Here is a 23,299-nt window from a genome sequence, read left to right on the forward strand (position 1 = left end):
ACCAGCATCGCCAACAGCTCCTCGTACGAGGGCGGGACCTGCGGGACGGGCGACACACCATGATCATGCCAGCCGATCAACCAGAGTGGACCACCGGCCGCCGACTCACCTCAAGCTGAATACGTACGGTACTGCGGGCCTACATCGCAGGAGCCAGTCACGTCGGCCTCACGCCTGGGCAGATGGATGCTCTCATTTCGCCTTGGCTCGATGCCAAGGGGCAAGCCGCGTTCTACCGACAGATCGCTCAGGCGGACCAGGCCTATACAGACGAGATTCAAGGGCTCTATCCACATCTCGACTTGCCAGTGCTGGTGACGTGGGGCAGGAACGACAGCTGGATCCCGGTCGACCGCGCTCACCGGCTGGCAGAACTCATCCCTGGCGCTCAACTTAAATTGATCGATGAGGCGGGTCATCTGGTGCAGCTTGATCAGCCCGTACAACTGGCCACGACGCTGCACGGTTGGCTTACCGCTCAGGCAACGATGTCTTGACGCGATCCACCAACCCCTCATCGGCAGTAACAATCGACCATGCGGCTCCTGGAGTCGCATGGATTTGTGATGCCGGTTGGTGGTCAGGGCTTGAACAGCCGATCGATGTGATCGATGAGGATGCGCAGTGCGGCTGCACCGTCTCGTTGCCCGCCGAGCACGCTTGAGCCGAGGCCGTTGGTGAGGGCGAGCAGTCCGGCGGCGATCGTCTCCGGATTCAGGGTGGCGTCGATCTGGCCGGCCTGCTGCGCGGCGGTCAGTTGCATGGCGAGTAGTCGTTCGACCTTGTCCGGGTAGGTGGCGCCGTGCCGGGTGGTGAGGTCGGGGTCGGTGAAGACCAGGGTGTAGTAGCCGGTGTATGCCCTGGTCAGGTCGAGGCTCTCGGCGTCGGTGGGCAGGATCGCGGTGAGTGTGCCGTAGACGATGTTGCGTGGGGTCACCGGGCCCAGGGCGCGGATGTGGTTCTCGACCCGGGTGGCCAGCCGTTCGCCGAGATAGGCCAGGCTCGTGAGCAGTAGTTCCTCCTTGGTGTGGAAGTAGTACTGCACCAGACGGAGGGAGACGCCGGCTTCGGCGGCGACCTCGCGCATGCTGGCGGACTGCAGACCGCGGGCGCTGGCGATGCGCAACAGCGCCTCCCCGATCTGTCGGCGGCGTATCTCATGATTTACGCGTTTGGGCACGGCGATCCGCTCCTGGAACATCGACGGCTTTGATGATACAGTCGTATCAAGAAATGTTTGGCGAGGGTGGTGACAGCGCCATGCCGGTTGCCGGAATCAGTAGCTTCACCAGCGAGAAAACCCAGGCGCGGTTCGCGCGGGCGTACGAGGACATGCGTCGGCGGCGATGGCCGGCGGAGACGGCCGTAATCGACGTGCCGACCAGCTTCGGCTCTACCAGGGCGTACCGGATCGGTGGTGAAGGCGTCCCGTTCGTGCTGCTGTCGGGTGCCGGCGGCAACGCGTTGTCCTGGCATCGCTACATGCACCCGTTGGCCGCGGCGCGGCAGGTGATCGCTCTCGACCCGGTCGGTGAACCCGGATACTCGGTGCAGGAGAGACCATTGCGCGACGGGCGCGACTGGGCCAACTGGCTGCATGAGACCCTCACCGCCCTGGACGCGGAGCGCGTCCACCTGGTCGGCATGTCCTACGGCGGCTGGGTCGCCTTGCAGTACGACCTGCACCTGCCCGGCCATGCCGATACGATCACCCTCCTCGACCCCGCCGGCTTCGGCCGACTCAGCGGCCGTTTCCTCGCCTGGATCATGATGGGCGGACTCGCCGCGTTCAGCCCCACACCGATTCGCCGTCTCGCGGCGCGGGCCCTGCACAACGCCACCCTGCTCGACGACGACCTCGTCCGACTGTTGCGGGCCAGTACCGGCTTCCGCCGCCGCCAGTTTATTCCGCCCGAATTCACCGACGAAGAGCTACGCAAGGTGACCGCCCCAATCCTGGCCCTACTCGGAGAAAGGAGCCAGATGTACGACGTTCACGTCGTGGCTGCACAGATCCGGGCCCAGATCCCTGACGTACGCGTCGAAACCGTCCCGGAAGCCGGCCACGACCTTCCCGTCCGCAGCCCCGACCTCGTCATCGACCGGACCATCCAGTTCACCGCCGCCACCGCGAAGTAACCGGCGACATCCGCTCATCGGCAGGACCGAGCGTTGGCCCCACTCCCCGGCGCCTGTCACGCAACGTGCCCCCGCGACCTGCGGCAGATCAGCGTACTGGATCATGAAGATGTCGATTACGGCGAGTTCGGAGGTTTGGCCTTCTGCGGGTAGATCGTCTCGTGGCGCGCCAGCATGGAAACGAACTCGCCGATCTTCCGCTCGCGGGTCTGCGCCCGTTTGACGGCATTGAGGCGGTGGATGAGGGCGAACCGGTTGGTTCTGGTGAGTACGTCGAACATGGCCTGGGCGGCGGGGTCGGCGGCGATGGCGGCGAGCAGGTCGGCCGGTGTCTCGGCTTCTGACGGCGGGGCGTAGGCGGTCGCCCACCGTCCGTCCGCCTTCGCGGCTTCCACCGCGGCGCGGCCTGGGGGCATCATTCGCCCCTGCTCCTCCAGCCGGGCCACGTGGGCGACGTTGCGTTGTGACCAGGAGCTGCGGGGCCTGCGAGGGGTGAACCGGATCCAGGAGGTCTCCTGATCGCGTTTACGGGCCTGCCCGTCGATCCAGCCGAAACACAGTGCCTCGTCGACCGTTTGCTGCCAGGTCAGCGTGGTGGCTGTGCCGCCCTTCTTGGTCAGCGCGAGCCAGACGCCGGGCGACGTGGCGTGGTTGGCCGACAACCATGCGCGCAGCGCCTCGGCGTCCGCGACGATCAACTCATCCAGTTCGGTGCCCGCCATGACGGCAGGCTAACCGTTGCACCGTGGCCGCCAACCTCTCCCGGGCTTGCTCGGCGCTCATCGACATCTCGCCCTACTGGCGGCAGTCCGAGGGCGTCGTGGTGGCCGGCGCGCTCTGCTGGCACGGGGCACCAGCGTCGCTGCGGACGACAGTGGATGCGTCGGGAGCAGCGGTAGCTCGTGCATTGCTGTTCCGGATGGCCACGATGAACGAACGCCTCGCTCCCGGAGTTGGTGGAGTGGACCTGCTCGACGAAGCCCGGCGGTACGGACTCGCGGCCCTCTCCTTCCTCGGGCGGGATGCGCAGGGGATCGACGGTCGTTACGGAAGAGATTCTGTTTGCTCAGATTCTCTCCACGAGCGGTACGCAGCGAGGGAGTCCTCGGCGTTGCCGAGCTCTTCGATGACGGATGGATCGCTGGCATCCATGCAGGCCGCCGTGAGCAGGGTGCATGGGTGCGGACCTCGGAGCCACCGGTCGACATCAACCCAGAACTGATCGCGGGCCTCGGTCGATACCATCCAGTCCGGAATGAAGGCAGCCAGGTGTCTGGCTGGCGCCGCGCCCGGCTGAGAGGGCCACGCGTCGAGGTACGGGACTACGCGGTGCCCTGACCCGCCGATGGTTTCCAGCACATCTCGCGGTTCGCATCGGCTGGGCCAGGACGAGATGGTCGCCAAACCTCAGCGGGGTTCGGTGCAGAGCCTCCACCTGCTCCGGAGCCACGCAGTGATCGCAATAGTTCACCTGGTCAGGCAGCTGAACATGCCCGAACGCCTGGTAAAGCTCCTCGACCGCTGCCTTGAGGTCGTCTCGCACAGCGCCAGGCTACCGTCCGACGCCGCAAAGCCGGCTGTTCCGGCTCACGGTGCTTATCTGCGCGTGCCCGGAGGTCAGCCGAGCCTGTGCGAGGTTGCCGGCCGGCTGAGATGCCTGGCATGATCTTGGCATGATCGAAAGAATCGAGTCGTCCGTCCGCCGGTGAGCGCGGCACCCGAGCCTGGACTGCTCGGACCCCAGTTGTCGTTGTTTGATTACGCGTTGCGGATGCACCGCGAGGATCCCGACGCTCCTCTTCCCCGTGACGGTGAGCCGTATCCGGATGACGGACAGCATCGAGGTCGAGAGTCTCGTCCTCGAGAGCCGGAGGATCAGCGCCGCAGCGGTGCTGAGGTCGCCGCTGTGTTGGACGCGCATTTCGCCGAGCCGTCTGCCGTTCCAGGCGATCTTGCCGGGACGTTCCATGACCTTTATGTTCCGATCCACCCCAACGAACACATCACGGCTGCAGCCTGTCGTGTGGACGCCGAGCGTGTCCGGGCGACCGGTCGCTGGCTTGTCCAACACGCCACCGATCGTTGTGCCGCGACTGTGGGCCTGGCGTTGCTGACCACCGTGTGGGATGACGACGACATAGCTTTGATCAAGACGATCGGGTTGTTGTCGAACCACTTCGGTCCACTGGCCGCCCACGCGCTCAAGCGGCGGCGTGATGGCTCGGACGCATTGCTGTGGCTGGCGGAGCGAGTCACCGGCTGGGGACGGGTGTATGTCGTGGAGGCTCTGTGCACGGTCGGCAGCACCGTGGCGCGACCGTGGTTGCTGCGACGTGCATGTGATGGCGACTACCTCAACCGCTACTTCGCCGGAAAGGTCGCCACCGCGGCGCACCTGCATGAAGCGATCACTGCGGCGAATCCTGACAGCGAGTTGGTCGATCACACCGGCCTGCTGCTGACCATCATGGCTGACAGCGGCGGCATGGGCATCACGCTCGATTGTTATCCGCCCGCCCCCGCCGTGCTGGAGGCTCACTGCGCACACATCGGCCGTCTGGAGCCGTCGGTGAAGCGTTTCGTCATCGCCGCGCAACTGGCTCAGCAGCTGCACCAATCAGCAACGGAGCGAATGACGTGGCCCGAGGATAGACGAGAACGCGTCCTGGACGGCTATCTCTCCCTCCTCAACCGCGACGACTGGTGCACGATCGCCCGCGCTGGACTGGCCGCTGATGATCATCGGGTCACCTGGCTTGCCGAAGCACTGGCACCAGGTCTTGGGCTTCGAGCGTTCACCGACGCCGCGAACGACGAGTAGCGCCCGGAGGCCGGCGGAAAGGACGTCCGCGTTCTCCCCGCCGGCCTGCCGCCCTCCGCGTCTCTCAGATTGCGGGAGACGGTATGTGGATCTTGGACAGTTTCCGGCTGAGCCGGTGCGGCTCGGTGTGCTCGGCCTCGACCGGGTCACGGCGCTGCACCGCCACTGACCAGGGCGGCGGCAGCTCCGAGGCGGTCAGGAGGGCGACGGGACGGGGACGGGTTTGGCCCAGCGGGGGGTGCCGGTGGGGTCGACGTGACAGAAGGCGACCAGCAGGTCGGACGGGTCGGTGAGCGGTGCGGCGCCCAGGCCCATCCGGAACAGCGCCACCAGGCTGCCGCCGGCCACCGCCGAGGTGCCCACCGCGCCGAGGTTGTCCGGGGTGCGTAGCGAGTCGCTCGACTCGGGGCGGGAGACGGCATCGGCGAGCCAGTCGTACCGTGCGGCCAGTTTCTCGTACGAGCCGGCCCAGTTGGTCCCGGTGCTGCCAGCGGCGTCCCAGCCGTCGATCGGCCGCACCACCCGGGGCGGGGTGACCCGGTTGTCCAACAGGATCACCTGGTAGGTGCCGGGCTGGGGCGGCCCGTTCCAGCGCAGCCGCAGCAGCACCGCCTGATTGTCGGGGTCGCCGACGACCACGCCGTCCCGCCAGCCGTACGCGGCGGCCAGGTCGGACACCTGGTCCGGCTCTGGCAGCATGGCCTCGACGGTGACGGTGACCGCGTCGGGGCCGGCGGTGCGCTCGCGTTCGCGCTGCCGGGCGTGGTCGACTGTGGCCAGCACGGCGACGGTGACCGAGACGAGGGCCACCACCCAGCGCAGTCGCGCCCCAGGTCTGCCCATCGCCGGAGGATAGCGCCCGATCGCGCCCCGCGCCGTCAACCAGCCGACAGGAACAAGGCAGTCGGTGTTCAGGGCCGATTGACCTGGCCGGATCGTCGCCAAGGAGCTCATGGCGCCAGTGGCATCGGTCCTGGACAGCGCACTAGAGTCGCTGATTGACCAATGCCCGGTCGGCATCGACCGCGGCGCCACGGCTTGGGGGTTGATGGGTGGGCGAGGCGCACACGACCGGTCACCACACCGGCGTTTCCGGGGCGGCGGCGGAGACGGACACCACGCTGGTCGTGGTCACCGGTCTTTCGGGCGGTGGCCGCAGCACGGTGGCCCGGGCCCTGGAGAACGTCGGCTTCTACGTGGTGGACAACCTGCCGCAGGCGCTCCTGCTGGACATGGCGGAGCTGGCGGTGAAGGCCGGCGGGGCGGCCCGGCGTACCGCGATGGTGCTGGACGTACGCTCCCGGGCCTTCTCGACCGACCTGGCCGAGGCGATCCGGCAGCTGAAGGAGCGCGGCTACGCCCCCCGGGTGGTCTTCGTCGACGCCGACGACGAGGTGCTGATCCGCCGGTTCGAGAGCGTGCGGCGATCGCATCCGTTGCAGGGCGACGGGCGGCTCGCCGACGGCATCGCGGTCGAGCGGGGCCTGCTGGAGGAGGCCCGCGACCAGGCGGACGTGATCATCGACACCAGCCACCTCAACGTCAACCAGCTGCGCCGACGCGTCGAGGAGCTGTTCGGCGGCGAGGACGCCCGGCGGCTGCGGGTGACGGTGCTCTCCTTCGGCTTCAAGTACGGTCTGCCGCCCGACGCCGACTTCGTGCTCGACGCCCGGTTCCTGCCCAACCCGTACTGGGTGCCGGAACTGCGCGAGCACACCGGCCGGGAGGAGGCGGTCAGCGCGTACGTGCTGGGACAGGAGGGTGCGGACGCCTTCGTCGAGGCGTACGCGGACCTGGTCAACGCCACCACCACCGGCTTCGAGCGGGAGGGCAAGCGGTACCTGACCGTGGCGATCGGCTGCACCGGCGGCAAGCACCGCAGCGTGGCGATCGCCGAGGAACTGGCCGCCCGGCTGCGTCGTACCGGCCTGGCCGCCAACGCCCAGCACCGCGACCTGGGGCGGGAATGACGATCCGGGTGGTCGCCTTCGGCGGCGGCCACGGACTGTCCGCGTCGCTGCGGGCGCTGCGGCGCTGCGCCCCCGCGCTCGATCTGCAGATCACTGCGGTGGTGACGGTCGGTGACGACGGCGGTTCCAGCGGGCGGTTACGCGCCGAGCGGGGCGGAATACCCCCCGGGGACCTGCGGCAGGCGCTGGTCGCGCTCGCCGGCGATCATCCCGCCACCCGACGCAGCGCGGGGTTGTTCCAGCACCGCTTCACCGAGGGGGCCAACGGCGGCTGCGGTCGGGGCGACGCCCTGGCCGGCCACGCGGTCGGTAATCTGGTGCTCTGCGGGCTGATGGAACTGCTCGGCGACCCGGTGGCCGCCCTGGAACACGCCGGGGCGATGCTCGGCGCGGTCGGCCGGGTGCTGCCGATGTCGTGCCAGCCGGTCGACATAGAGGCCCGGGTACGCGGGGCGGACCCGGGCCGTCCCGACGAGGTCTGCACCGTACGGGGGCAGCACCAGGTGGCGGTCACCACCGGGCGGGTCGAGTCGCTGCGACTGACCCCGCAGGCGCCGCCGGCGTGCGCGCAGGCGGTCGCCGCCATAGGTGCGGCCGACTGGCTGATCTTCGGGCCGGGAAGCTGGTACACCAGCGTGCTGCCGCACCTGCTGGTACCTCAGCTGGCCGCGGCGATCCTGACCAGCCGGGCCCGGCGGCTGGTCACGCTCAACCTCGCCGCCGAGAAGGAGACGCTCGGTCTCTCCGTCGCCGACCACCTGGCGGCGCTGCGCTGGTACCTGCCGGAGCTGGCGGTCGACTTCGTGCTCGCCGACGCCAAGGCGGTCGGTGACCCCGAACCCGTCGGCCGTGCGGCAGAATCGCTGGGAGCTCGACTGGTCCTCGCTCCCGTCGCGGTCGACGACGGCACTCCCCGTCATGATCCGGCTGCCCTGGGCACCGCCCTGGTGCCCGTCCTGGGCGCCGATCGTTAGACACGTACGTAATCCTCCGGCGACACGCCGGAACCGGTCCGTGAGGGGACGCACAATGGCGATGACGGCTGCGGTCAAGGACGAGCTGAGTCGGGTCGACGTGCCCAAGCCCTGCTGTCGGCGGGCGGAGATGGCGGCGCTGTTGCGGTTCGCCGGTGGGCTGCACATCGTCTCCGGTCGGGTGGTGGTGGAGGCGGAGTTGGACACCGGCTCGGTGGCTCGCCGGCTCCGCCGGGAGATCGCCGAGGTGTACGGCTACCCGAGCGAGATCCACGTACTCGCCTCCGGTGGGCTGCGCAAGGGCAGCCACTTCATCGTCCGGGTGGTCAAGGACGGCGAGGCCCTCGCACGGCAGACCGGGCTGCTGGACGTGCGGGGCCGGCCGGTACGCGGCCTGCCGCCGCACGTGGTGGCCGCCAACGTCTGCTGCGCGGTCTCCGCCTGGCGGGGCGCGTTCATGGCGCACGGCTCGCTGACCGAGCCGGGCCGATCCAGCGCCCTGGAGATCACCTGCCCCGGTCCGGAGTCGGCCCTGGCCCTGGTCGGCGCGGCCCGCCGCACCGGCATCACCGCGAAGCACCGGGAGGTGCGGGGCGTGGACCGGGTGGTGGTCAAGGACGGCGACGCCATCGCCGCGCTGCTCACCCGGGTCGGCGCCCACGCCAGTGTGCTGGCCTGGGAGGAGCGCCGGGTCCGCCGCGAGGTACGCGCGACAGCCAACCGGCTGGCGAACTTCGACGACGCGAACCTGCGCCGTTCGGCGCGGGCGGCGGTGGCCGCCGCCGCCCGGGTGACCCGGGCGCTGGAGATCCTCGCCGACGACGCACCGCAGCACCTGACCTCGGCCGGCCGGCTGCGTCTGGAGCACCGGCAGGCGTCCCTGGAGGAACTGGGCGCGCTGGCCGATCCGCCGCTGACCAAGGACGCCATCGCGGGGCGGATCCGCCGGCTGCTGGCGTTGGCCGACAAGCGGGCAAGGGACCTGGGCATCCCGGATACCGAAGCTGCCGTCACGCCCGACATGCTCGTGGTCTGATAGGACGGTGGGTCGTCAGCACGCAGCGGGGAACCACCCGGCGCAGCGCGGTTCGCCGCGCTCGGATATGGTCGCTGCGTACGGCAAGGGGGCCGTTATCGGCGCTCCCGCCGTACCCACCGCCTCACGGCGGTCTGGTCCCCTGGACCGCGGCGGGGCGGCCGAGATGAATCGTCAACGGCCGGCTCCAACGGTCGGCGCACACCACTTCGCCGGCCGAGGCTCTCCACGCCGGCGGACCAGAAACGCGAGGAGATGGGACCTGTGACCATCCGGGTTGGCATCAACGGCTTCGGCCGAATCGGCCGCAACTTCTTCCGGGCAGTGCTGGCGTCCGGCGCTGACGTCGAGGTCGTCGCGGTCAACGATCTCACCGACAACGGCACGCTCGCCCACCTTGTCAAGTACGACAGCATCCTGGGCCGCCTGCCGCAGGAGGTCAAGGCCACCGCCGACGAGATCACCGTGGGCGGCAAGAGCATCAAGGCGTACGCCGAGAAGGACCCGGCGGCGCTGCCGTGGGGCGACGTCGGCGCGGACGTGGTCATCGAGTCCACCGGCTTCTTCACCGACGCCACCAAGGCCAAGGCGCACCTCGACGGTGGGGCCAAGAAGGTCATCATCTCGGCGCCGGCCAAGAACGAGGACGTCACCGTCGTGATGGGCGTCAACGAGGGCTCCTACGACCCGGCCAAGCACAACATCATCTCGAACGCTTCCTGCACCACCAACTGCCTGGCGCCGATGGCGAAGGTCCTGCACGACACGTTCGGCATCAAGGGTGGCCTGATGACCACCATCCACGCGTACACCCAGGACCAGAACCTCCAGGACGCGCCGCACTCCGACCTGCGCCGGGCCCGCGCCGCCGGGATCAACATCGTGCCGACCTCGACCGGCGCCGCGAAGGCCATCGGCCTGGTGCTGCCGGACCTCAAGGGCAAGCTCGACGGGTACGCGCTGCGGGTGCCGATCCCCACCGGCTCCGCCACCGACCTCACCGTCACCGTCGGTCGGGAGACCACGGTGGACGAGGTCAATGCGGCGCTGAAGGCGGCCGCGGACGGCCCGCTGCGGGGCATCCTCACCTACAACGAGGACCCGATCGTCTCCGCCGACATCGTCACCGACCCGGCGTCGTGCATCTTCGACGCGCCGCTGACCAAGGTCATCGGTAACCAGGTCAAGGTGGTCGGCTGGTACGACAACGAGTGGGGCTACTCCAACCGCCTCGTCGACCTCGTGAAGCTGGTTGGTTCGTCGCTGTGAGCATCCGTACCCTCGACGACCTGCTCGCCGAGGGGGTGCCGGGTCGGCGCGTGCTGGTGCGCGCCGACCTGAACGTCCCGCTCGACAAGCAGACCGGCGAGATCGCCGATGACGGTCGGATCCGGGCGGTGCTGCCGACGCTGGGGGCGCTGACCGAGGCCGGTGCCAAGGTGGTCGTCTGCTCGCACCTGGGCCGGCCGAAGGGCTCGCCGGATCCGCAGTTCAGCCTCGGCCCGGTCGCCGGCCGGCTCGGCGAACTGCTCGGCGCGTCGGTGCACTTCGCCACCGACACCGTGGGCGAGTCGGCCCGGGACACCGTGGCGGGGCTCGCCGACGGGGAGGTCGCGCTGCTGGAGAACCTCCGCTTCAACAAGGGGGAGACCAGCAAGGACGACACCGAGCGGGGTGCCTTCGCCGACCAGTTGGCCGCGTTCGGTGACGCGTACGTCGACGACGCGTTCGGCGCCGTGCACCGCAAGCACGCCAGCGTGTACGACGTACCCGCTCGCCTGCCGCACGTCGCCGGTCGCCTGGTGCTGCGCGAGGTGGAGGTGCTCTCCACCCTCACCGGCAACCCCGAACGGCCGTACGTGGTGGTGCTCGGTGGCTCCAAGGTCTCCGACAAGCTCGCCGTGATCGAGGCGCTGCTGCCGACCGTGGACCGGCTGCTCATCGGCGGCGGCATGTGCTTCACCTTCCTCAAGGCGCAGGGTCACGAGGTGGGCAGCTCGCTGCTCGAGAAGGACATGGTCGAGACCTGCCGCAACCTGCTGGAGCGTTCCGAAGGCAAGATCATGCTCCCGGTCGACGTGGTGGCCGCCGACGCCTTCGCCCCGGACGCGGCGCACGACGTGGTTCCCGCCGACGGCATCCCCAGCCACCGGGTCGGGCTCGACATCGGGCCGGAGACGGTGGCCGGTTTCGCCGCCGCGCTCAGGACCGGCACCCGGACCATCTTCTGGAACGGCCCGATGGGCGTGTTCGAGATGCCCGCGTTCGCGGCGGGCACCCGGGGCGTCGCCGAGGCGATCGCCGGCTCCGAGGCGTTCAGCGTCGTCGGTGGCGGCGACTCGGCCGCAGCGGTGCGGGCGCTGGGGCTGGACGAGAAGGCCTTCGGCCACATCTCCACCGGCGGCGGCGCCTCCCTGGAGTACCTGGAGGGCAAGACCCTCCCCGGCATCGCGGCTCTGGAGAACTGATGACGAGCGCTCCCCGTCGGCCGTTGATGGCCGGCAACTGGAAGATGAACCTCAACCACCTCGAGGCGAACCTGCTGGTGCAGAAGCTGGCGGCCAGCCTCACCGAGAAGCAGCTGACCGAGGTGGAGACGGTGGTCCTGCCGCCCTTCACCGACCTGCGTACGGTGCAGAGCGTGGTGGAGGGCGACAAGCTGCTGATCGGCTACGGCGCGCAGGATCTGTCGCCGCACGCGTCCGGCGCGTACACCGGGGACATCTCCGGGCCGATGCTGGCCAAGCTGGGCTGCACGTACGTGGTGGTCGGGCACTCCGAGCGGCGGGCCTACCACCACGAGGACGACGCCCAGGTGCGGGCCAAGGTGCAGGCCGCGCTGACCCACGGACTCACTCCGATCCTCTGCGTGGGGGAGGGGCTGGACATCCGGGAGCAGGGCGGACACGTCGCGCACTGCTCCGACCAGCTCGACGCGGCGCTCAAGGGGCTGCCCGCCGAGCAGGTCACCAAGGTCGTGGTCGCGTACGAGCCGGTCTGGGCGATCGGCACCGGCAAGACGGCCACCCCCGAGGACGCGCAGGAGGTCTGCGGCGCGGTACGGGCCCGGCTGGCCAAGACCTTCGACCAGGGCACGGCCGAGCAGGTCCGGATCCTCTACGGCGGCTCGGTGAAGTCGTCGAACATCGCCGCGATCATGGCTCAGCCGGACGTGGACGGTGCCCTGATCGGCGGCGCCAGCCTGGACGCCGAGGAGTTCGCGAAGATCTGCCGGTTCCCGGAGCACATCTCCGGCTGATCGCTCGCTATCCTTGACTCCGCCCGTCCGCCGGTCGGTGCCGCCGTGCCCGAACTGCCCGGGCGAGGATCGTAACGAGAGGACTGACCCCCGCCATGCCGATCTGGTTCGCCTACACGTTGGTCGTGTTGCTGGTCACCACGAGCGTCCTGCTCACCCTGCTGATCCTGCTGCACCGCGGTAAGGGCGGTGGGATGTCCAGCATGTTCGGCGGTGGCGTCAGCTCCAGCCTGGCTGGGTCGTCGGTGGCCGAGAAGAACCTTGACCGCTACACCGTTCTGGTGGGCATCGTCTGGTTCGCCTGCATTGTCGGGCTCGGCCTCTGGCTCCGCCTTCAGGTAGGCACAGGAGTCTGAGCAGCCCGTCTGGTCGTACAATCTGCGCGCGGTTCGTCACTCGACGAGCCGCGCGCAGTTCGTTTCACCCGCTGCACCGCGTCGCCCGCCGTCCACCCCTCGACGGCGGTCCCCTCCCACGACAGGAGTCAGCGCCGTGTCGAACGGCCACGTCATCCGGGGCGCCCGGGTCGGGTCCGCCCCCGCACGTCACCCCGAACGGCATCAGCCGGTCCCGTGCCGGTCGGTCAGCTACTGGTGCCGCAACGGGCACCGCACCGACATCCGCATCGTCGCCGACGTGGCGGCCCCGCCCGTCTGGGACTGCCCCCGCTGCGGCCAGCCCGCCGGTCAGGACGCGCAGGATCCGCCGGCCCGAACCCGCGACGAGCCCTACAAGACCCATCTGGCGTACGTCAAGGAGCGGCGTACCGACGCCGAGGGTGAGGCGATTCTCGCGGAGGCGCTCGCCGCCCTGCGGCACCGCCGTGGCACTCGCTGACCCACCGCGGATCGCGCGCGGTGTTAAGAGGGGGCCCCTCCTATGCACCAGGCGTTAAAAGGGGGCCCTTCCTTTCACTTCGGCGGCGGCAGCGCGGTCGAGCAGCCAGAGGGTGCGGCTGGTGCCCTGCACCCCGGCCGCCGGGATCTGCACCGGCTCGGCGCCGGCCAGGGCCATGCCGACCGCGTGGGCCTTGTCGGCGCCGCCGGCGACCAGCCACACCTCCTCGGCGGTGTTGATCGTCGGCAGGGTGAGGGTGACGCGTACCGGCGGCGGCTTCGGGCTGTCCCGCACCGCGCTGACCGGGCGGCTCTCGTGGTGCACCGGGTGCTCCGGGAAGACCGAGGCGACGTGCCCGTCCTCGCCCACGCCGAGCAGCAGCACGTCGAAGTGGGGCAGCGCGGCGGTGCCGGGCCGGGCCGCCCGGGCGAGTTCGTCCGCGTACCGGGCGGCGGCCTCCTCCGGGTCGGCGCCGCCGTCGGAGGCGGGCATCGGGTGGATCCGGGCCGGATCGAGCGGCAGCGCGTCCAGCAGCGCCGCCCGGGCCTGGGTCTCGTTGCGCTCCGGGTCGCCGGCCGGCAGGAACCGTTCGTCGCCCCACCACACGTCGACCCGGGACCAGTCGACGGCGTCGGCGGCGGGCAGCGCGGCCACCGCCCGGTAGACCGCTGCGGCGATCCGGCCGCCGGTGAGCACCACCGACGCCTCGCCGCGTGCGGCCTGCGCGTCGAGCAGCCGCACCACCAACCGGGCCGCGACGGCCTGCGCCAGCAGGTCGGCATCGGCGTGTACGGCGACACTCGCCTCACTCATGGGTGGTCCTTCCGCGACCGCACGGCGGTCGTGTCGTGCCAACGAATAAAGAAGTCAGGATCCGGTGTTGGTCGCGGCGTGCGTGGTGACGCCCGCCTCGGCCCGTTGGGCGGTGGCCGGATCCTTCCAGACGTGCACCCGCCGCCCGGGGCGCCGGTCGAGGTTGGTCAGACCGGCGAAGGCACCCAGGGCGTCCGCGTACACCTGGTCGGGGCCGAGCCGGCGCAGTTCCTCGGCCAGTTCGTCGCCGAGTGGCCGACGGACCAGCGGCAGCATCCGGTCCTCCTGGCCGGTGCGCCGGAAGACGGCCATGCTGTCGTCGCGGGTCAGCGTCAGCTCGTCGCCGTTGGCGCAGCGCAGTTGCACCTCGCGCATGCGCGGGAACTCCCGGGTCCGCTCCCAACGCGGCTTGATACCCAGCCGGCTGCGCAGCCAGCCGCGCATCAGCGCGGCGGTCGGGTCGGTCGGGGGCGCGACCACCACGGCCTCGGTGAGCTGCGCCTCGGTGGTGTCGAACGCGCCGGCGACCAGGGTTCGCCACGGGGTGATCCGGGTCCAGGCGAGGTCGGTGTCGCCCGGGGCGTAGTCGCGGGCCCGCTGCCGAAGCGCCTCGATCGGGTCGGGGGCCTGGGCGCTGTCGGTGATCCGCCGGTCGGCGACCACGCCGAGGAAGTCGGTGGCGATCTCGTCCGGCGGTTCGCCGTGCCACCAGGTGACCACGGGCACGTCCGGCACCAGCAGCGGCATCACCACCGATTCGGCGTGCAGGGCCAGCCGCCCGTACATCCGCATGACCACCGCCTCGCACGGGCCGAGCCGCCCGCCCACGACGATCTCCGCGTCCAGCCGGCTGCGGTCTCGCTCCACGTCGGAGCGGACGACCACCAGCAGCCGGCACGGGTGCGCGGCGGCGGCGATGGTGGCCGCCGCCTCCGCGTCGCGGACCCGCTTCTCGTCCACCACCACGATCAGGGTCAGCGCCATTCCGCTGGCCACCCCACCGGCGCTGCGCCGCTCGGCGGCGAGTGCCTTGACCACCTCGTTGCCGGTGGTGTCCCACAGTCCGATCATGCTCGTCTCCAGGCCCGGCCCTCGCGGGCCAGCATCTCGTCGGCGGCCCGGGGGCCCCACTCGCCGGCGCGGTAGGCCTCCGGCTTCGTGCCCTCCCAGGCGTGCTCCAGCGGGTCCACCACGGCCCAGCTCTGTTCGACCTCGGCGGCGTCCGGGAACAGCGTCCGGTCGCCGACCAGCACGTCCAGCACCAGCCGTTCGTACGCCTCCGGGCTGGCCTCGGTGAACGCCTCGCCGTACTGGAAGTCCATCGCGATGTCGCGGACCTCCATGGTGGTGCCCGGTACCTTGGAGCCGAACTTGAGCACCACACCCTCGTCCGGCTGCACCCGGATGACCAGCTGGTTGTTGCCGAGCATCTCCATGTCGGCCGGGGTGAACGGCAGGTGCGGCGCCTTCTTGAAGATCACCGCGACCTCGGTGACCCGCCGCGACAGCCGCTTGCCGGCCCGGATGTAGAACGGCACCTCGGCCCAGCGGCGGTTCTGGATGCCGAGCCGGACCGCCACGTACGTCTCCGTGGTCGAGGTCGGCGGGACCCCGTCCTCCTCCAGGTAGCCCCTGGCCCGCTGGCCACCGACCCAGCCGGGTAGGTACTGCCCGCGTACGGTGCCCTCCGCGACGTCCTGCGGCAGGGTGATCGCCTTGAGCACCTTCAGCTTCTCGGCCCGGATCTCGTCGGCGTCGAAGCTGGTCGGCTCCTCCATGGCGACCAGGGCGAGCAGTTGCAGCAGGTGGTTCTGCAACACGTCGCGGGCGGTGCCGACCGAGTCGTAGAAGCCGGCCCGGGTGCCGATCCCGACGTCCTCGGCCATGGTGATCTGCACCGAGTCGACGTACTGCGAGTTCCACAGCGGCTCGAAGAGGTTGTTGGCGAAGCGCAGGGCGAGGATGTTCTGGACTGTCTCCTTGCCCAGGTAGTGGTCGATGCGGAACACGTCCTGCCGGGTGAACACGTCGTCGACCAGGTCGTTGAGCGCCTTGGCCGAGGGCAGGTCGTGCCCGAACGGCTTCTCCACCACCACCCGGCGCCAGCCGCCGCACTTCTCGTTGTCGGCCATGCCGGTGCGGGCCAGCTGCTTGAGCACGACCGGGAAGGCCGTCGGTGGGATGGAGAAGTAGAAGGCCGCGTTGCCGTGGATGCCGTGACTGTCCCGCAGGGCCTCCATGCAGTGGGCGAGCCGGTCGAAGGCGTCGTCGTCGTCGAACGAGCCGCCGACGAACTTGATGTTGTGCTCCAGCCGTGACCAGACCTCCTCCCGCCACGGAGTGCGGGAGTGTGTCTTGGCCGCCTCGCGGGCCAGCGACGAGAAGTCGCCGTCGGTCCAGTCCCGCCGGGCAAACCCGACGACCACGAAGCCGGGCGGCAGCAGCCCCCGGTTGGCCAGGTCGTACACCGCCGGAATCAGCTTTTTCTGGGCCAGGTCACCGGTCACTCCGAAGATCACCAGAGCACACGGCTCCGGGATCCGCGGCAATCGCCGGTCCTGCGGGTCGCGCAGCGGGTTCACGCCGCCTCCTCGCTCCGCTCGTCCACGTCGTCCATCGTCATGCCCGTAGCGACCCGACCGCGTCGAGCAGTTGGGCCAGGCCCACCGTCCGGTCGGTCAGGTGCAGGTGCAGCAGCGGGCGTTCGCGACCGGCCAGGGCCTGGCGGTCGCCGACGGCCTGCGCCGCCTGTAGTTCCCCGAAGGAGTACGGCCGCCCGGGCACCGGTAGATCAACGTCGACCGTACCGGTCACCTGAAGAAAGGTACCCACCTGCGGGCGGCCCATGTGGTACTGGCCGATCAGGTGGGAATGGCGCGGTCGCCAACCGAAGGTGACCGGCCGCCGGGTGGCCTCGGCCAGCAACGGACGCAGCCGGGCCGCAGCGGCGTCGGCGTGCCGGTCGAGGTACGCGACCACCGTGAGGTGACTCTCATCGCCGATGCCGTGCAGCAGGTGGCGCAGGGCGCCGGTCAGGTCGGCCGGGGCGCCCGGCGGGGCGTACACCTCGATCGCGCCCTGGACGGCCGACGGCGCCGCGGCCGGGACCGCGCTGATCCGCTCGCCGGCCCCGACGCCCGGCGCGTCGAACGGGTCGCCCCCGCGCACGGTGGCGTCGAACGGGTCGACCCCGCGCACGGTGGCGGCGACCGCGGCGGCGTACTGCCAGGCCAGGAACTGGGCGCCGAGCGGGCCGTTGACCGCGATGTCGGTCGCCGGGCCGGTGGCGGGCACGTCGCCGGCGGTGAGCGCGCCGCCGTAGCTGACGGTGAGCACGTCGGCGCCGGTCACCCCGGGAGCCGCCGGCGACTCGACCACCACCGGCAGGAGGCCCAGGCCGACGCCGGCGAGCAACTGCGCCACCCACTCGCCGAGCCCTTCGAGGCCGCTGCCGTCGGCGACCAGCGCGACCTTGTCCCGCCCGGTCGTCGTGGCGGCGGCCAGCGCGGCACCGAGCGCCAGGGCCGGGTTGCCCTCCGACCGGCTCAGCGACGCCGTGAACTCCTCGGCCTGCTCGAGCAGGTCGGCCACGGCGACGCCGGCCAGCGCGCAGGGCACCAGCCCGTACGCGGTCAACGCGCGGTAGCCGTCGGCCACCTCGGGGTCGGCCGGCACGGTGATCGCGCCCAGTTCGGCGGCGACCGCCTCCAGCGGGGAACCCGGGGCGGTGACGACGACGAAGTGTCGCCCCGCCTCGGCCTCGGTCATCCCCGCGTCCAGGAACGCCCGCCAGTAGGCGCGCCGGTGGCTGTCGAGCTGCACCGGGTCGCCGCAGTGGTCGGCCAGCACGACCACGGTGCGGGCCGGCCGGTCGGCCAGCGTGGCGCGGACCCGACCGGGGTCGGCCGTGTCGAGCACGGTCAGCGGCCGGCCCGTGGTCCGCGCGACGGCATCGGCCGCGAGCGACGCGTCACCGGTGCCGACGAGCACCACGTGGTCCAGGTCGGCCAGCTCCGCCGTCAGCTCCGCGAGCTGGGGGAGCAGCTCACGGCCGCGGCGGTAGGTGTCGAGCGGGCCGAGCCCGACTCCGGCGCCAGCCGCCGGTGGACCCCACAACGTCGGGTCCCCGGCGGCCAACCGGCCCGGTACGCCGGCGTCGACCAGCGCCTGCCGAACGGAGGCCGGCGCGCCGCCGTCGACGGCCCGCGCGCCGTACACGGCGAGACCGCCGGCGGCCTCGCCGGGTGCGTCCAGCAGGTCACCCACGCCGCCACCCCGTCGGGGCGGCGGCGTGGGTGGAGCCGGGAAGCACCGTCACGCATTTCCTCCGGCCCGCGCGGCGGCGTCGGCGTTGGTCCGGGCGGCCTCGCCCGGACTGTCGGTGCCCTGCCCGGCGGCGGCCAGCGACTTGCGGACGCCGTCGAGCAACTCGTTCCAGCTCGCCTCGAACTTCTCCACACCCTCGCGTTCCAGGGTGTCGATCACGTCGGCCATGTCCACACCCACCGACGCGAGGTCCGCGAAGACCTGCCGGGCGTCGTCGTACGCGCCGGTGACGGTGTCCGGGCGGGTCTCGCCGTGCTCGGCGTACGCGTGGATGACCGACTCCGGCATGGTGTTGACCGTGCCGGTGGCGATCAGCTCCTCGACGTAGATCACGTCCCGGTAGTCCGGGTTCTTGGTCGAGGTGGACGCCCACAGCGGCCGCTGCGGGTGCGCCCCGGCGTCGGCCAGGGCCTGCCAGCGGTCGGAGGAGAAGACCTCGCTGTAACGCTCGTAGGCCAGCCGGGCGTTGGCCACCGCGGCGCGCCCCTTGAGTCCCAGCGCGCGCTCCTTGCCCGCGCTGTCCGACGCCTCACCGGCGATCCGGTCCAACCGCTTGTCCACCTCGGTGTCGACCCGGGAGACGAAGAACGAGGCCACCGAGCCGATCTTCGACAGGTCGTGGCCGTTGGCCCGGGCCTGCTCCAGGCCGGCGAGGAAGGCCTCCATCACCTGCGAGTAGCGGTCCAGCCCGAAGATGAGGGTGACGTTGACGCTGATCCCCTCGGCCAGCGCGGCGGTGATCGCCGGCAGGCCGGCCTCGGTCGCCGGGATCTTGATGAACAGGTTCGGCCGGTCCACCAGCCACCACAGCGCCTTGGCCTCGGCGACGGTACGCCGGGCCTCGTGGGCCAGCCGTGGGTCCACCTCGATGGAGACCCGACCGTCGACGCCCGCGCTGGCGTCGTACGCCGGACGCATCACGTCGCAGGCCCACCGCACGTCGTACGTGGTGAGCATGCGGACGGCCTCCTCGACCTCGATGCCCCGGGTGGCCAGGTCGCGCAGCTGCCAGTCGTATTCGTCGGCGTCGCTCAACGCCTTCGCGAAGATCGTCGGGTTGGTGGTCACCCCGACGACGTGCTTCTCGCGGCGCAGCTGGTCCAGCCCGCCGGAGCTCAGTCGTACCCGGGAAAGATCGTCGAGCCAGATCGCCACTCCCGCAGCGGTCAGCTCGCCCAGCCGGTCGGTCGTCATGTAGGCCAACGCTCCCCTCAGTTGCCGGTCGTGAAACCGGTGATGTCCCCGACCCGGGTCAGCGCCGCGTGCGCGGCGGCGACGATCCGGTCCGGGGTGAAGCCGAACTGCTCGAAGAGCATGGAGTGCGGGGCACTCGCGCCGTAGTGCTCGAGGCTGACGGTCTCACCGCAGTCGCCGACGATGGCGCGCCAGGACATCGCGATGCCCGCCTCCACGCTCACCCGGGCCTTTACCCCGCGCGGCAGCACCGACTCCCGGTACGCCTCGTCCTGCTCGAAGAACCACTCCTGGCAGGGCATCGAGACCACCCGGGTGGGCGTGCCGTCGGCCTCCAGCCGCTCCCGGGCGGTCAGGCAGAGCTGCACCTCCGAGCCGGTGCCGACGAGGATCACCTGCGGCTTGGCGTTGGACGCCTCGGCGAGCACGTAGCCGCCCCTGGCGGCACCGTCGGCCCCGGCCAGTTCAGACCGGTCCAGGGTGGGCAGCGGCTGGCGGCTCAGCGCCAGCGCGGTCGGCCGGTCGGTGTGCTCCAGCGCCCGCCGCCAGGCCCACGCCGTCTCGTTGGCGTCGGCCGGACGGACCACGTCCAGACCGGGGATGGCCCGCAGCGCGGTGAGGTGCTCCACCGGCTGGTGGGTCGGGCCGTCCTCGCCGAGCCCGATGGAGTCGTGCGTCCAGACGTAGATGACCGGCAGCTTCATCAGCGCGGCCAGCCGCACCGAGGGACGCATGTAGTCGCTGAACACCAGGAAGGTGCCGCCGTAGGGGCGGGTGCCGCCGTGCAGGGCGATGCCGTTGAGGATCGCGCCCATGGCGTGTTCGCGGATGCCGAAGTGCAGCGTGCGGCCGTACTCGTGGCCGGGGAACTCCTTCGTGGCGTACTGGCTGGGCACGAAGGAGGGCTCGCCCTTCATCGTGGTGTTGTTGCTCTCGGCCAGGTCGGCCGAGCCACCCCACAGCTCGGGCAGCACCGGGGCGAGCGCGGCCAGCACCTTGCCGGAGGCGGCCCGGGTGGCCACGCCCTTGGCGTCGGCCGGGAACTCCGGCAGCGCCTCGGTCCAGCCTTCGGGCAGGGCCCGGCCGGCCAGCCGGTCGTAGAGCGCGCGGCGCTGCGGGTTGGCCCCGGACCAGGCGTCGAAGGCGGCTGTCCACTCCTGCTGCGCGGCCTCGCCCCGGCGCAGCGCCTGGCGGCTGTGGGCGAGCACCTCCTCGGTGACCTGGAAGGATGCGGCCGGGTCGAAGCCGAGGATCCGCTTGGTGGCGGCCACCTCATCGGCGCCGAGCGCCGAGCCGTGAATCTTGCCGGTGTTCTGCTTGTTCGGCGCCGGCCAGCCGATGATGGTGCGGAGCGCGATGAACGACGGGCGGCCCGTCTCCGCCTTGGCGGCCAGCAGCGCCTGGTACAGCTCCTCGACGTCCTCGTGGTAGTCGCCCTGGTCGGCGTCGCCGCGCCGCCAGTCGACCGTCTGCACGTGCCAGCCGTACGCCGCGTAGCGGGCCGCCACGTCCTCGCTCAACGCGATGCGGGTGTCGTCCTCGATCGAGATCTCGTTGTCGTCGTAGATCACGCAGAGGTTGCCCAGCTGCTGGTGCCCGGCCAGGGCGCTGGCCTCGTGGCTGATGCCCTCCTCGATGTCGCCGTCGGAGGCGATGCACCAGATGTGGTGGTCGAAGACCGACTCACCGGGCTCGGTCTCCGGGTCGAACAGGCCGCGCTCGCGGCGGGCCGCCATGGCCATGCCGACGGCGTTGCCCAGCCCCTGCCCGAGCGGGCCGGTGGTGGTCTCCACGCCCGGGGTGTGGCCGTGCTCGGGGTGCCCCGGGGTGAGCGAGCCCCACTGCCGCAGCGACTTCAGGTCGTCCAGGTTCAGCGGGTAGCCGGCGAGGAAGAGCTGGATGTAAAGGGTCAGGCTGGAGTGGCCGGCGGAGAGCACGAAGCGGTCCCGGCCGGGCCACAGCGGATCGGCGGGGCTGTGTCGCATGACCCGGTTGAACAACAGGTACGCCGCCGGAGCGAGGCTCATCGCGGTGCCCGGGTGGCCGTTGCCGGATTTCTCCACGGCGTCCATGGCCAGGACGCGGACGGTGTCCACGGCACGGCGGTCGAGATCGGTCCAGTCGAGTGGGGGGTGGGCGGATCGGTTGGCTGCCACGGTGGTGATTGCTCCTCGGCGAGATGGGCGGAACCCTCACTGGTGACCCTATCGAGCGGTGCTGAAAGTGCACCCGAGGATCTCAGCATGCTGGTCTGTACGTTTTCAGTCGCCGCCGCGGTTCAGCCCCTGGTGTGACGGTCCGCACCGTTACCGGGTCGCCCGGGCAGCCAAAACGACAGCGCGTAGTGTGTGGGGCGGTGCGCCGCTCCGCAGCCTGGTCCGGCCGCACCGACCTCCCCCCGCCGACGCCGGAAGGTGACTATCCGTGAGCATGATCACCGAGCGTCCGGTCAGTAACCCTGCCGGACAGTCGCCGGTGGGCGCGACGGAGGAGGCCCCGGGCCGTTCCCGGAACCTGCGGGTGGTGCTGGCGGCGTACCTCACGCTGACCAAGCCGCGGATCGTCGAGCTGCTGCTGGTGACCACCGTGCCGGCGATGATGCTCGCGCACGGCGGGATGCCCTCGCTGTGGCTGGTCGCCGTGGTGCTGGTCGGCGGCTCGCTCGCCGCCGGGGCGGCCAGCGTGCTCAACTGCTACCTCGACCGCGACATCGATCAGGTGATGCGGCGGACCAAGCGCCGACCGCTGCCGGCGCACACCGTGACCCCCCGCAACGCCCTGATCTTCGGCCTGGTGCTGGCGGTGGTCTCGCTGGCGATCATGGTGGCCTTCACCAACCTGCTCGCCGCCGGGCTCACCCTGGCCGCCATCCTGTACTACGACGTGGTCTACACCCTCTGGCTCAAGCGCACCACGGTGACGAACACCTTCTGGGGTGGCGCCTGCGGCGCGGCCCCGGTGCTGATCGGCTGGGCGGCGGTGACCGGGTCGCTGTCGCCGATGGCCTGGGCGCTGTTCGCGGTGGTCTTCTTCTGGCAGCTGCCGCACTTCTACCCGCTGGCGATGAAATACAAGGACGACTACGCCCGAGCGGGCATCCCGATGCTGCCGGTGGTGGCCTCCGTCCGGCGGGTCAACGCCGAGATCGTGCTCTTCGCCTGGCTGACGGTGCTCACCTCGTTGGGCGTCTGGGCGCTCGGCCTGAGCCCGATCTACGGCGTACCGACCCTGGTGGTCGGCGCGATCTTCATCATCGAGGCGCACAAGCTGGCCGGCCGGGCCAGCCGGGGCGAGGCGGTCAAGCCGATGCGGCTGTTCCACTGGTCGACGACCTACCTGACCATCGTCTTCGCCGCCGCCGCCCTCGACGCCCTGCTGTAAGGAAGGGCCCCTTCTTAACGCCTCGTGCATAGGAAGGGCCCCCTTTTAACACGCCGTCGGTGTTCACCGGATTGGTGTTTTCGGGCCTTTCCGTGCGGAGAAATCCGGGCGAAACGCCCGCGGGCCTGCCTAAACCGAGGCGTAATGGGTATCACAAAAGGTTCATGGTTCTCGCCCGTCCGGGTGGTCGTCTGCATAGGCTCGGGTCATGACAGATGGTTCCGACACGACGCTGACGGCTGATCAGACCGTCCCCGGGCCGGCCCCCAGCGGCGTGGTCGCGGGTATCAAGTCGTTCGCCGCCGAGCACGGCGGGGCGAGAGCGGTCATCGAGTACGTCGGCAAACGCGGCGCGCGGATCGTCCTGGTGGGCTCCGACGGCGCGTGGGGCGACCAGTTCGCGGAGGACACGGTCCAGGCCCGCGAGGCCTGCGCACAGGCCGGGGTCGCCGTGGAGAACGCGTGGGAGCGGGAACTGATGGACCAGATGCGCCCGAGCAACGACCTCTGGCGTTCGATGGCCCGGCGCACGATGGCCCGTTGAGATAA

At 70.7% G+C, this 23,299-nt stretch carries 22 protein-coding genes; 13 read left to right on the plus strand and 9 right to left on the minus strand.

Annotated elements, in window-relative coordinates; translation table 11 throughout:
* The first annotated feature begins 182 nt into the window (after positions 1-182).
* Positions 183-497, plus strand: a complete 315-nt coding sequence (locus IEY61_RS26450; RefSeq protein ID WP_229706457.1) for an alpha/beta fold hydrolase — start codon at positions 183-185, stop codon at positions 495-497.
* Positions 498-580: 83 nt separating this feature from the next.
* On the opposite strand, the gene IEY61_RS26455 is transcribed toward IEY61_RS26450, so the two are convergent.
* The gene (locus tag IEY61_RS26455; RefSeq protein WP_189049096.1) at positions 581-1,201 is read right to left on the minus strand and encodes a TetR/AcrR family transcriptional regulator; all 621 of its coding nucleotides are present in this window, start codon (positions 1,199-1,201) and stop codon (positions 581-583) included.
* A 59-nt stretch (positions 1,202-1,260) separates the two neighbouring features.
* Here IEY61_RS26455 and IEY61_RS26460 point away from each other — a divergent pair, with 59 nt between their 5' ends.
* On the plus strand, positions 1,261-2,139 hold the full coding sequence (locus tag IEY61_RS26460; protein WP_189049098.1) for an alpha/beta fold hydrolase: 879 nt from the start codon (positions 1,261-1,263) through the stop codon (positions 2,137-2,139).
* Between the two features lie 116 nt (positions 2,140-2,255).
* On the opposite strand, the gene IEY61_RS26465 is transcribed toward IEY61_RS26460, so the two are convergent.
* Positions 2,256-2,861, minus strand: a complete 606-nt coding sequence (locus IEY61_RS26465) for a YdeI/OmpD-associated family protein (RefSeq protein ID WP_189049101.1) — start codon at positions 2,859-2,861, stop codon at positions 2,256-2,258.
* 1,184 nt (positions 2,862-4,045) lie between these two features.
* Between IEY61_RS26465 and IEY61_RS26470 the strand changes: the two genes are divergently transcribed.
* A complete protein-coding gene (locus IEY61_RS26470; RefSeq protein WP_229706458.1) occupies positions 4,046-4,960 on the plus strand; it encodes a hypothetical protein in 915 nt (304 codons plus the stop codon).
* A gap of 195 nt (positions 4,961-5,155) precedes the next feature.
* On the opposite strand, the gene IEY61_RS26475 is transcribed toward IEY61_RS26470, so the two are convergent.
* Complete coding sequence (locus tag IEY61_RS26475; protein ID WP_189049103.1) at positions 5,156-5,803, minus strand: hypothetical protein; 648 nt, start codon at positions 5,801-5,803, stop codon at positions 5,156-5,158.
* Positions 5,804-6,012: 209 nt separating this feature from the next.
* Between IEY61_RS26475 and rapZ the strand changes: the two genes are divergently transcribed.
* The 8 genes from rapZ (at position 6,013) to IEY61_RS26515 (ending at position 13,036) form a co-directional block, all read left to right on the plus strand.
* On the plus strand, positions 6,013-6,930 hold the full coding sequence (gene rapZ, locus IEY61_RS26480; protein WP_189049105.1) for an RNase adapter RapZ: 918 nt from the start codon (positions 6,013-6,015) through the stop codon (positions 6,928-6,930).
* Entirely contained in the window at positions 6,927-7,904 is a 978-nt protein-coding gene (locus IEY61_RS26485) for a gluconeogenesis factor YvcK family protein (protein ID WP_189049107.1), read from the plus strand. The genes rapZ and IEY61_RS26485 overlap by 4 nt, the downstream gene beginning before the upstream one ends.
* A 55-nt stretch (positions 7,905-7,959) precedes the next feature.
* Complete coding sequence (whiA, locus tag IEY61_RS26490; protein WP_189049110.1) at positions 7,960-8,940, plus strand: DNA-binding protein WhiA; 981 nt, start codon at positions 7,960-7,962, stop codon at positions 8,938-8,940.
* A gap of 264 nt (positions 8,941-9,204) precedes the next feature.
* On the plus strand, positions 9,205-10,209 hold the full coding sequence (gene gap, locus IEY61_RS26495; protein WP_189049112.1) for a type I glyceraldehyde-3-phosphate dehydrogenase: 1,005 nt from the start codon (positions 9,205-9,207) through the stop codon (positions 10,207-10,209).
* The gene (locus tag IEY61_RS26500; RefSeq protein WP_189049114.1) at positions 10,206-11,408 is read left to right on the plus strand and encodes a phosphoglycerate kinase; all 1,203 of its coding nucleotides are present in this window, start codon (positions 10,206-10,208) and stop codon (positions 11,406-11,408) included. The genes gap and IEY61_RS26500 overlap by 4 nt, the downstream gene beginning before the upstream one ends.
* Complete coding sequence (tpiA, locus tag IEY61_RS26505; protein WP_189049116.1) at positions 11,408-12,199, plus strand: triose-phosphate isomerase; 792 nt, start codon at positions 11,408-11,410, stop codon at positions 12,197-12,199. Before IEY61_RS26500 ends, tpiA begins: the two co-directional genes overlap by 1 nt.
* A 95-nt stretch (positions 12,200-12,294) precedes the next feature.
* Positions 12,295-12,555 (plus strand): preprotein translocase subunit SecG, encoded by a 261-nt coding sequence (gene secG, locus IEY61_RS26510; RefSeq protein ID WP_189049118.1) that lies wholly within the window; start codon positions 12,295-12,297, stop codon positions 12,553-12,555.
* Positions 12,556-12,691: 136 nt separating this feature from the next.
* Positions 12,692-13,036, plus strand: coding sequence for an RNA polymerase-binding protein RbpA (locus tag IEY61_RS26515; RefSeq protein ID WP_189049120.1), 345 nt, complete (start codon positions 12,692-12,694; stop codon positions 13,034-13,036).
* Between the two features lie 54 nt (positions 13,037-13,090).
* Here the strand turns inward: IEY61_RS26515 and pgl are convergent, their stop codons facing one another.
* From pgl to tkt, 6 genes are read right to left on the minus strand one after another with little or no spacing between them, the layout of a single operon-like run.
* Positions 13,091-13,849 (minus strand): 6-phosphogluconolactonase, encoded by a 759-nt coding sequence (gene pgl, locus IEY61_RS26520; protein ID WP_189049122.1) that lies wholly within the window; start codon positions 13,847-13,849, stop codon positions 13,091-13,093.
* A 54-nt stretch (positions 13,850-13,903) separates the two neighbouring features.
* Positions 13,904-14,920 carry a glucose-6-phosphate dehydrogenase assembly protein OpcA gene (locus tag IEY61_RS26525; protein WP_189049124.1) on the minus strand — a complete coding sequence of 339 codons (1,017 nt, stop codon included), beginning with the start codon at positions 14,918-14,920 and terminating at the stop codon, positions 13,904-13,906.
* The gene (gene zwf / locus IEY61_RS26530; protein WP_189049126.1) at positions 14,917-16,431 is read right to left on the minus strand and encodes a glucose-6-phosphate dehydrogenase; all 1,515 of its coding nucleotides are present in this window, start codon (positions 16,429-16,431) and stop codon (positions 14,917-14,919) included. The genes IEY61_RS26525 and zwf overlap by 4 nt, the downstream gene beginning before the upstream one ends.
* A gap of 37 nt (positions 16,432-16,468) precedes the next feature.
* Complete coding sequence (locus IEY61_RS26535) at positions 16,469-18,115, minus strand: glucose-6-phosphate isomerase (RefSeq protein WP_189049128.1); 1,647 nt, start codon at positions 18,113-18,115, stop codon at positions 16,469-16,471.
* 48 nt (positions 18,116-18,163) lie between these two features.
* Positions 18,164-19,369 carry a transaldolase gene (tal, locus tag IEY61_RS26540; protein ID WP_189049130.1) on the minus strand — a complete coding sequence of 402 codons (1,206 nt, stop codon included), beginning with the start codon at positions 19,367-19,369 and terminating at the stop codon, positions 18,164-18,166.
* Positions 19,370-19,386: 17 nt separating this feature from the next.
* The gene (gene tkt / locus IEY61_RS26545) at positions 19,387-21,525 is read right to left on the minus strand and encodes a transketolase (RefSeq protein WP_189049132.1); all 2,139 of its coding nucleotides are present in this window, start codon (positions 21,523-21,525) and stop codon (positions 19,387-19,389) included.
* 268 nt (positions 21,526-21,793) lie between these two features.
* Between tkt and IEY61_RS26550 the strand changes: the two genes are divergently transcribed.
* Together IEY61_RS26550 and IEY61_RS26555 are read left to right on the plus strand one after the other, a co-directional pair.
* Positions 21,794-22,750: a heme o synthase gene (locus IEY61_RS26550; protein ID WP_189049134.1), complete on the plus strand. Its 957-nt coding sequence runs from the start codon at positions 21,794-21,796 to the stop codon at positions 22,748-22,750.
* Positions 22,751-22,958: 208 nt separating this feature from the next.
* Entirely contained in the window at positions 22,959-23,294 is a 336-nt protein-coding gene (locus tag IEY61_RS26555; RefSeq protein ID WP_189049136.1) for a hypothetical protein, read from the plus strand.
* The last annotated feature ends 5 nt before the right edge of the window (positions 23,295-23,299 follow it).

The sequence above is a fragment of the Micromonospora sonchi genome, from assembly GCF_014646235.1.
Classification (GTDB): Bacteria; Actinomycetota; Actinomycetes; order Mycobacteriales; family Micromonosporaceae; genus Micromonospora; species Micromonospora sonchi.

What these genes read in the sequence shown, in the direction of transcription:
- IEY61_RS26450 (WP_229706457.1), top strand. Translation starts at nt 183, where the DNA reads ATGGATGCTCTCATTTCGCCTTGGCTCGATGCCAAGGGGCAAGCCGCG.
- IEY61_RS26455 (WP_189049096.1), bottom strand. Translation starts at nt 1,201, where the DNA reads ATGTTCCAGGAGCGGATCGCCGTGCCCAAACGCGTAAATCATGAGATA.
- IEY61_RS26460 (WP_189049098.1), top strand. Translation starts at nt 1,261, where the DNA reads ATGCCGGTTGCCGGAATCAGTAGCTTCACCAGCGAGAAAACCCAGGCG.
- IEY61_RS26465 (WP_189049101.1), bottom strand. Translation starts at nt 2,861, where the DNA reads ATGGCGGGCACCGAACTGGATGAGTTGATCGTCGCGGACGCCGAGGCG.
- IEY61_RS26475 (WP_189049103.1), bottom strand. Translation starts at nt 5,803, where the DNA reads ATGGGCAGACCTGGGGCGCGACTGCGCTGGGTGGTGGCCCTCGTCTCG.
- IEY61_RS26485 (WP_189049107.1), top strand. Translation starts at nt 6,927, where the DNA reads ATGACGATCCGGGTGGTCGCCTTCGGCGGCGGCCACGGACTGTCCGCG.
- whiA (WP_189049110.1), top strand. Translation starts at nt 7,960, where the DNA reads ATGGCGATGACGGCTGCGGTCAAGGACGAGCTGAGTCGGGTCGACGTG.
- tpiA (WP_189049116.1), top strand. Translation starts at nt 11,408, where the DNA reads ATGACGAGCGCTCCCCGTCGGCCGTTGATGGCCGGCAACTGGAAGATG.
- secG (WP_189049118.1), top strand. Translation starts at nt 12,295, where the DNA reads ATGCCGATCTGGTTCGCCTACACGTTGGTCGTGTTGCTGGTCACCACG.
- pgl (WP_189049122.1), bottom strand. Translation starts at nt 13,849, where the DNA reads ATGAGTGAGGCGAGTGTCGCCGTACACGCCGATGCCGACCTGCTGGCG.
- IEY61_RS26525 (WP_189049124.1), bottom strand. Translation starts at nt 14,920, where the DNA reads ATGATCGGACTGTGGGACACCACCGGCAACGAGGTGGTCAAGGCACTC.
- tal (WP_189049130.1), bottom strand. Translation starts at nt 19,369, where the DNA reads ATGACGACCGACCGGCTGGGCGAGCTGACCGCTGCGGGAGTGGCGATC.
- IEY61_RS26555 (WP_189049136.1), top strand. Translation starts at nt 22,959, where the DNA reads ATGACAGATGGTTCCGACACGACGCTGACGGCTGATCAGACCGTCCCC.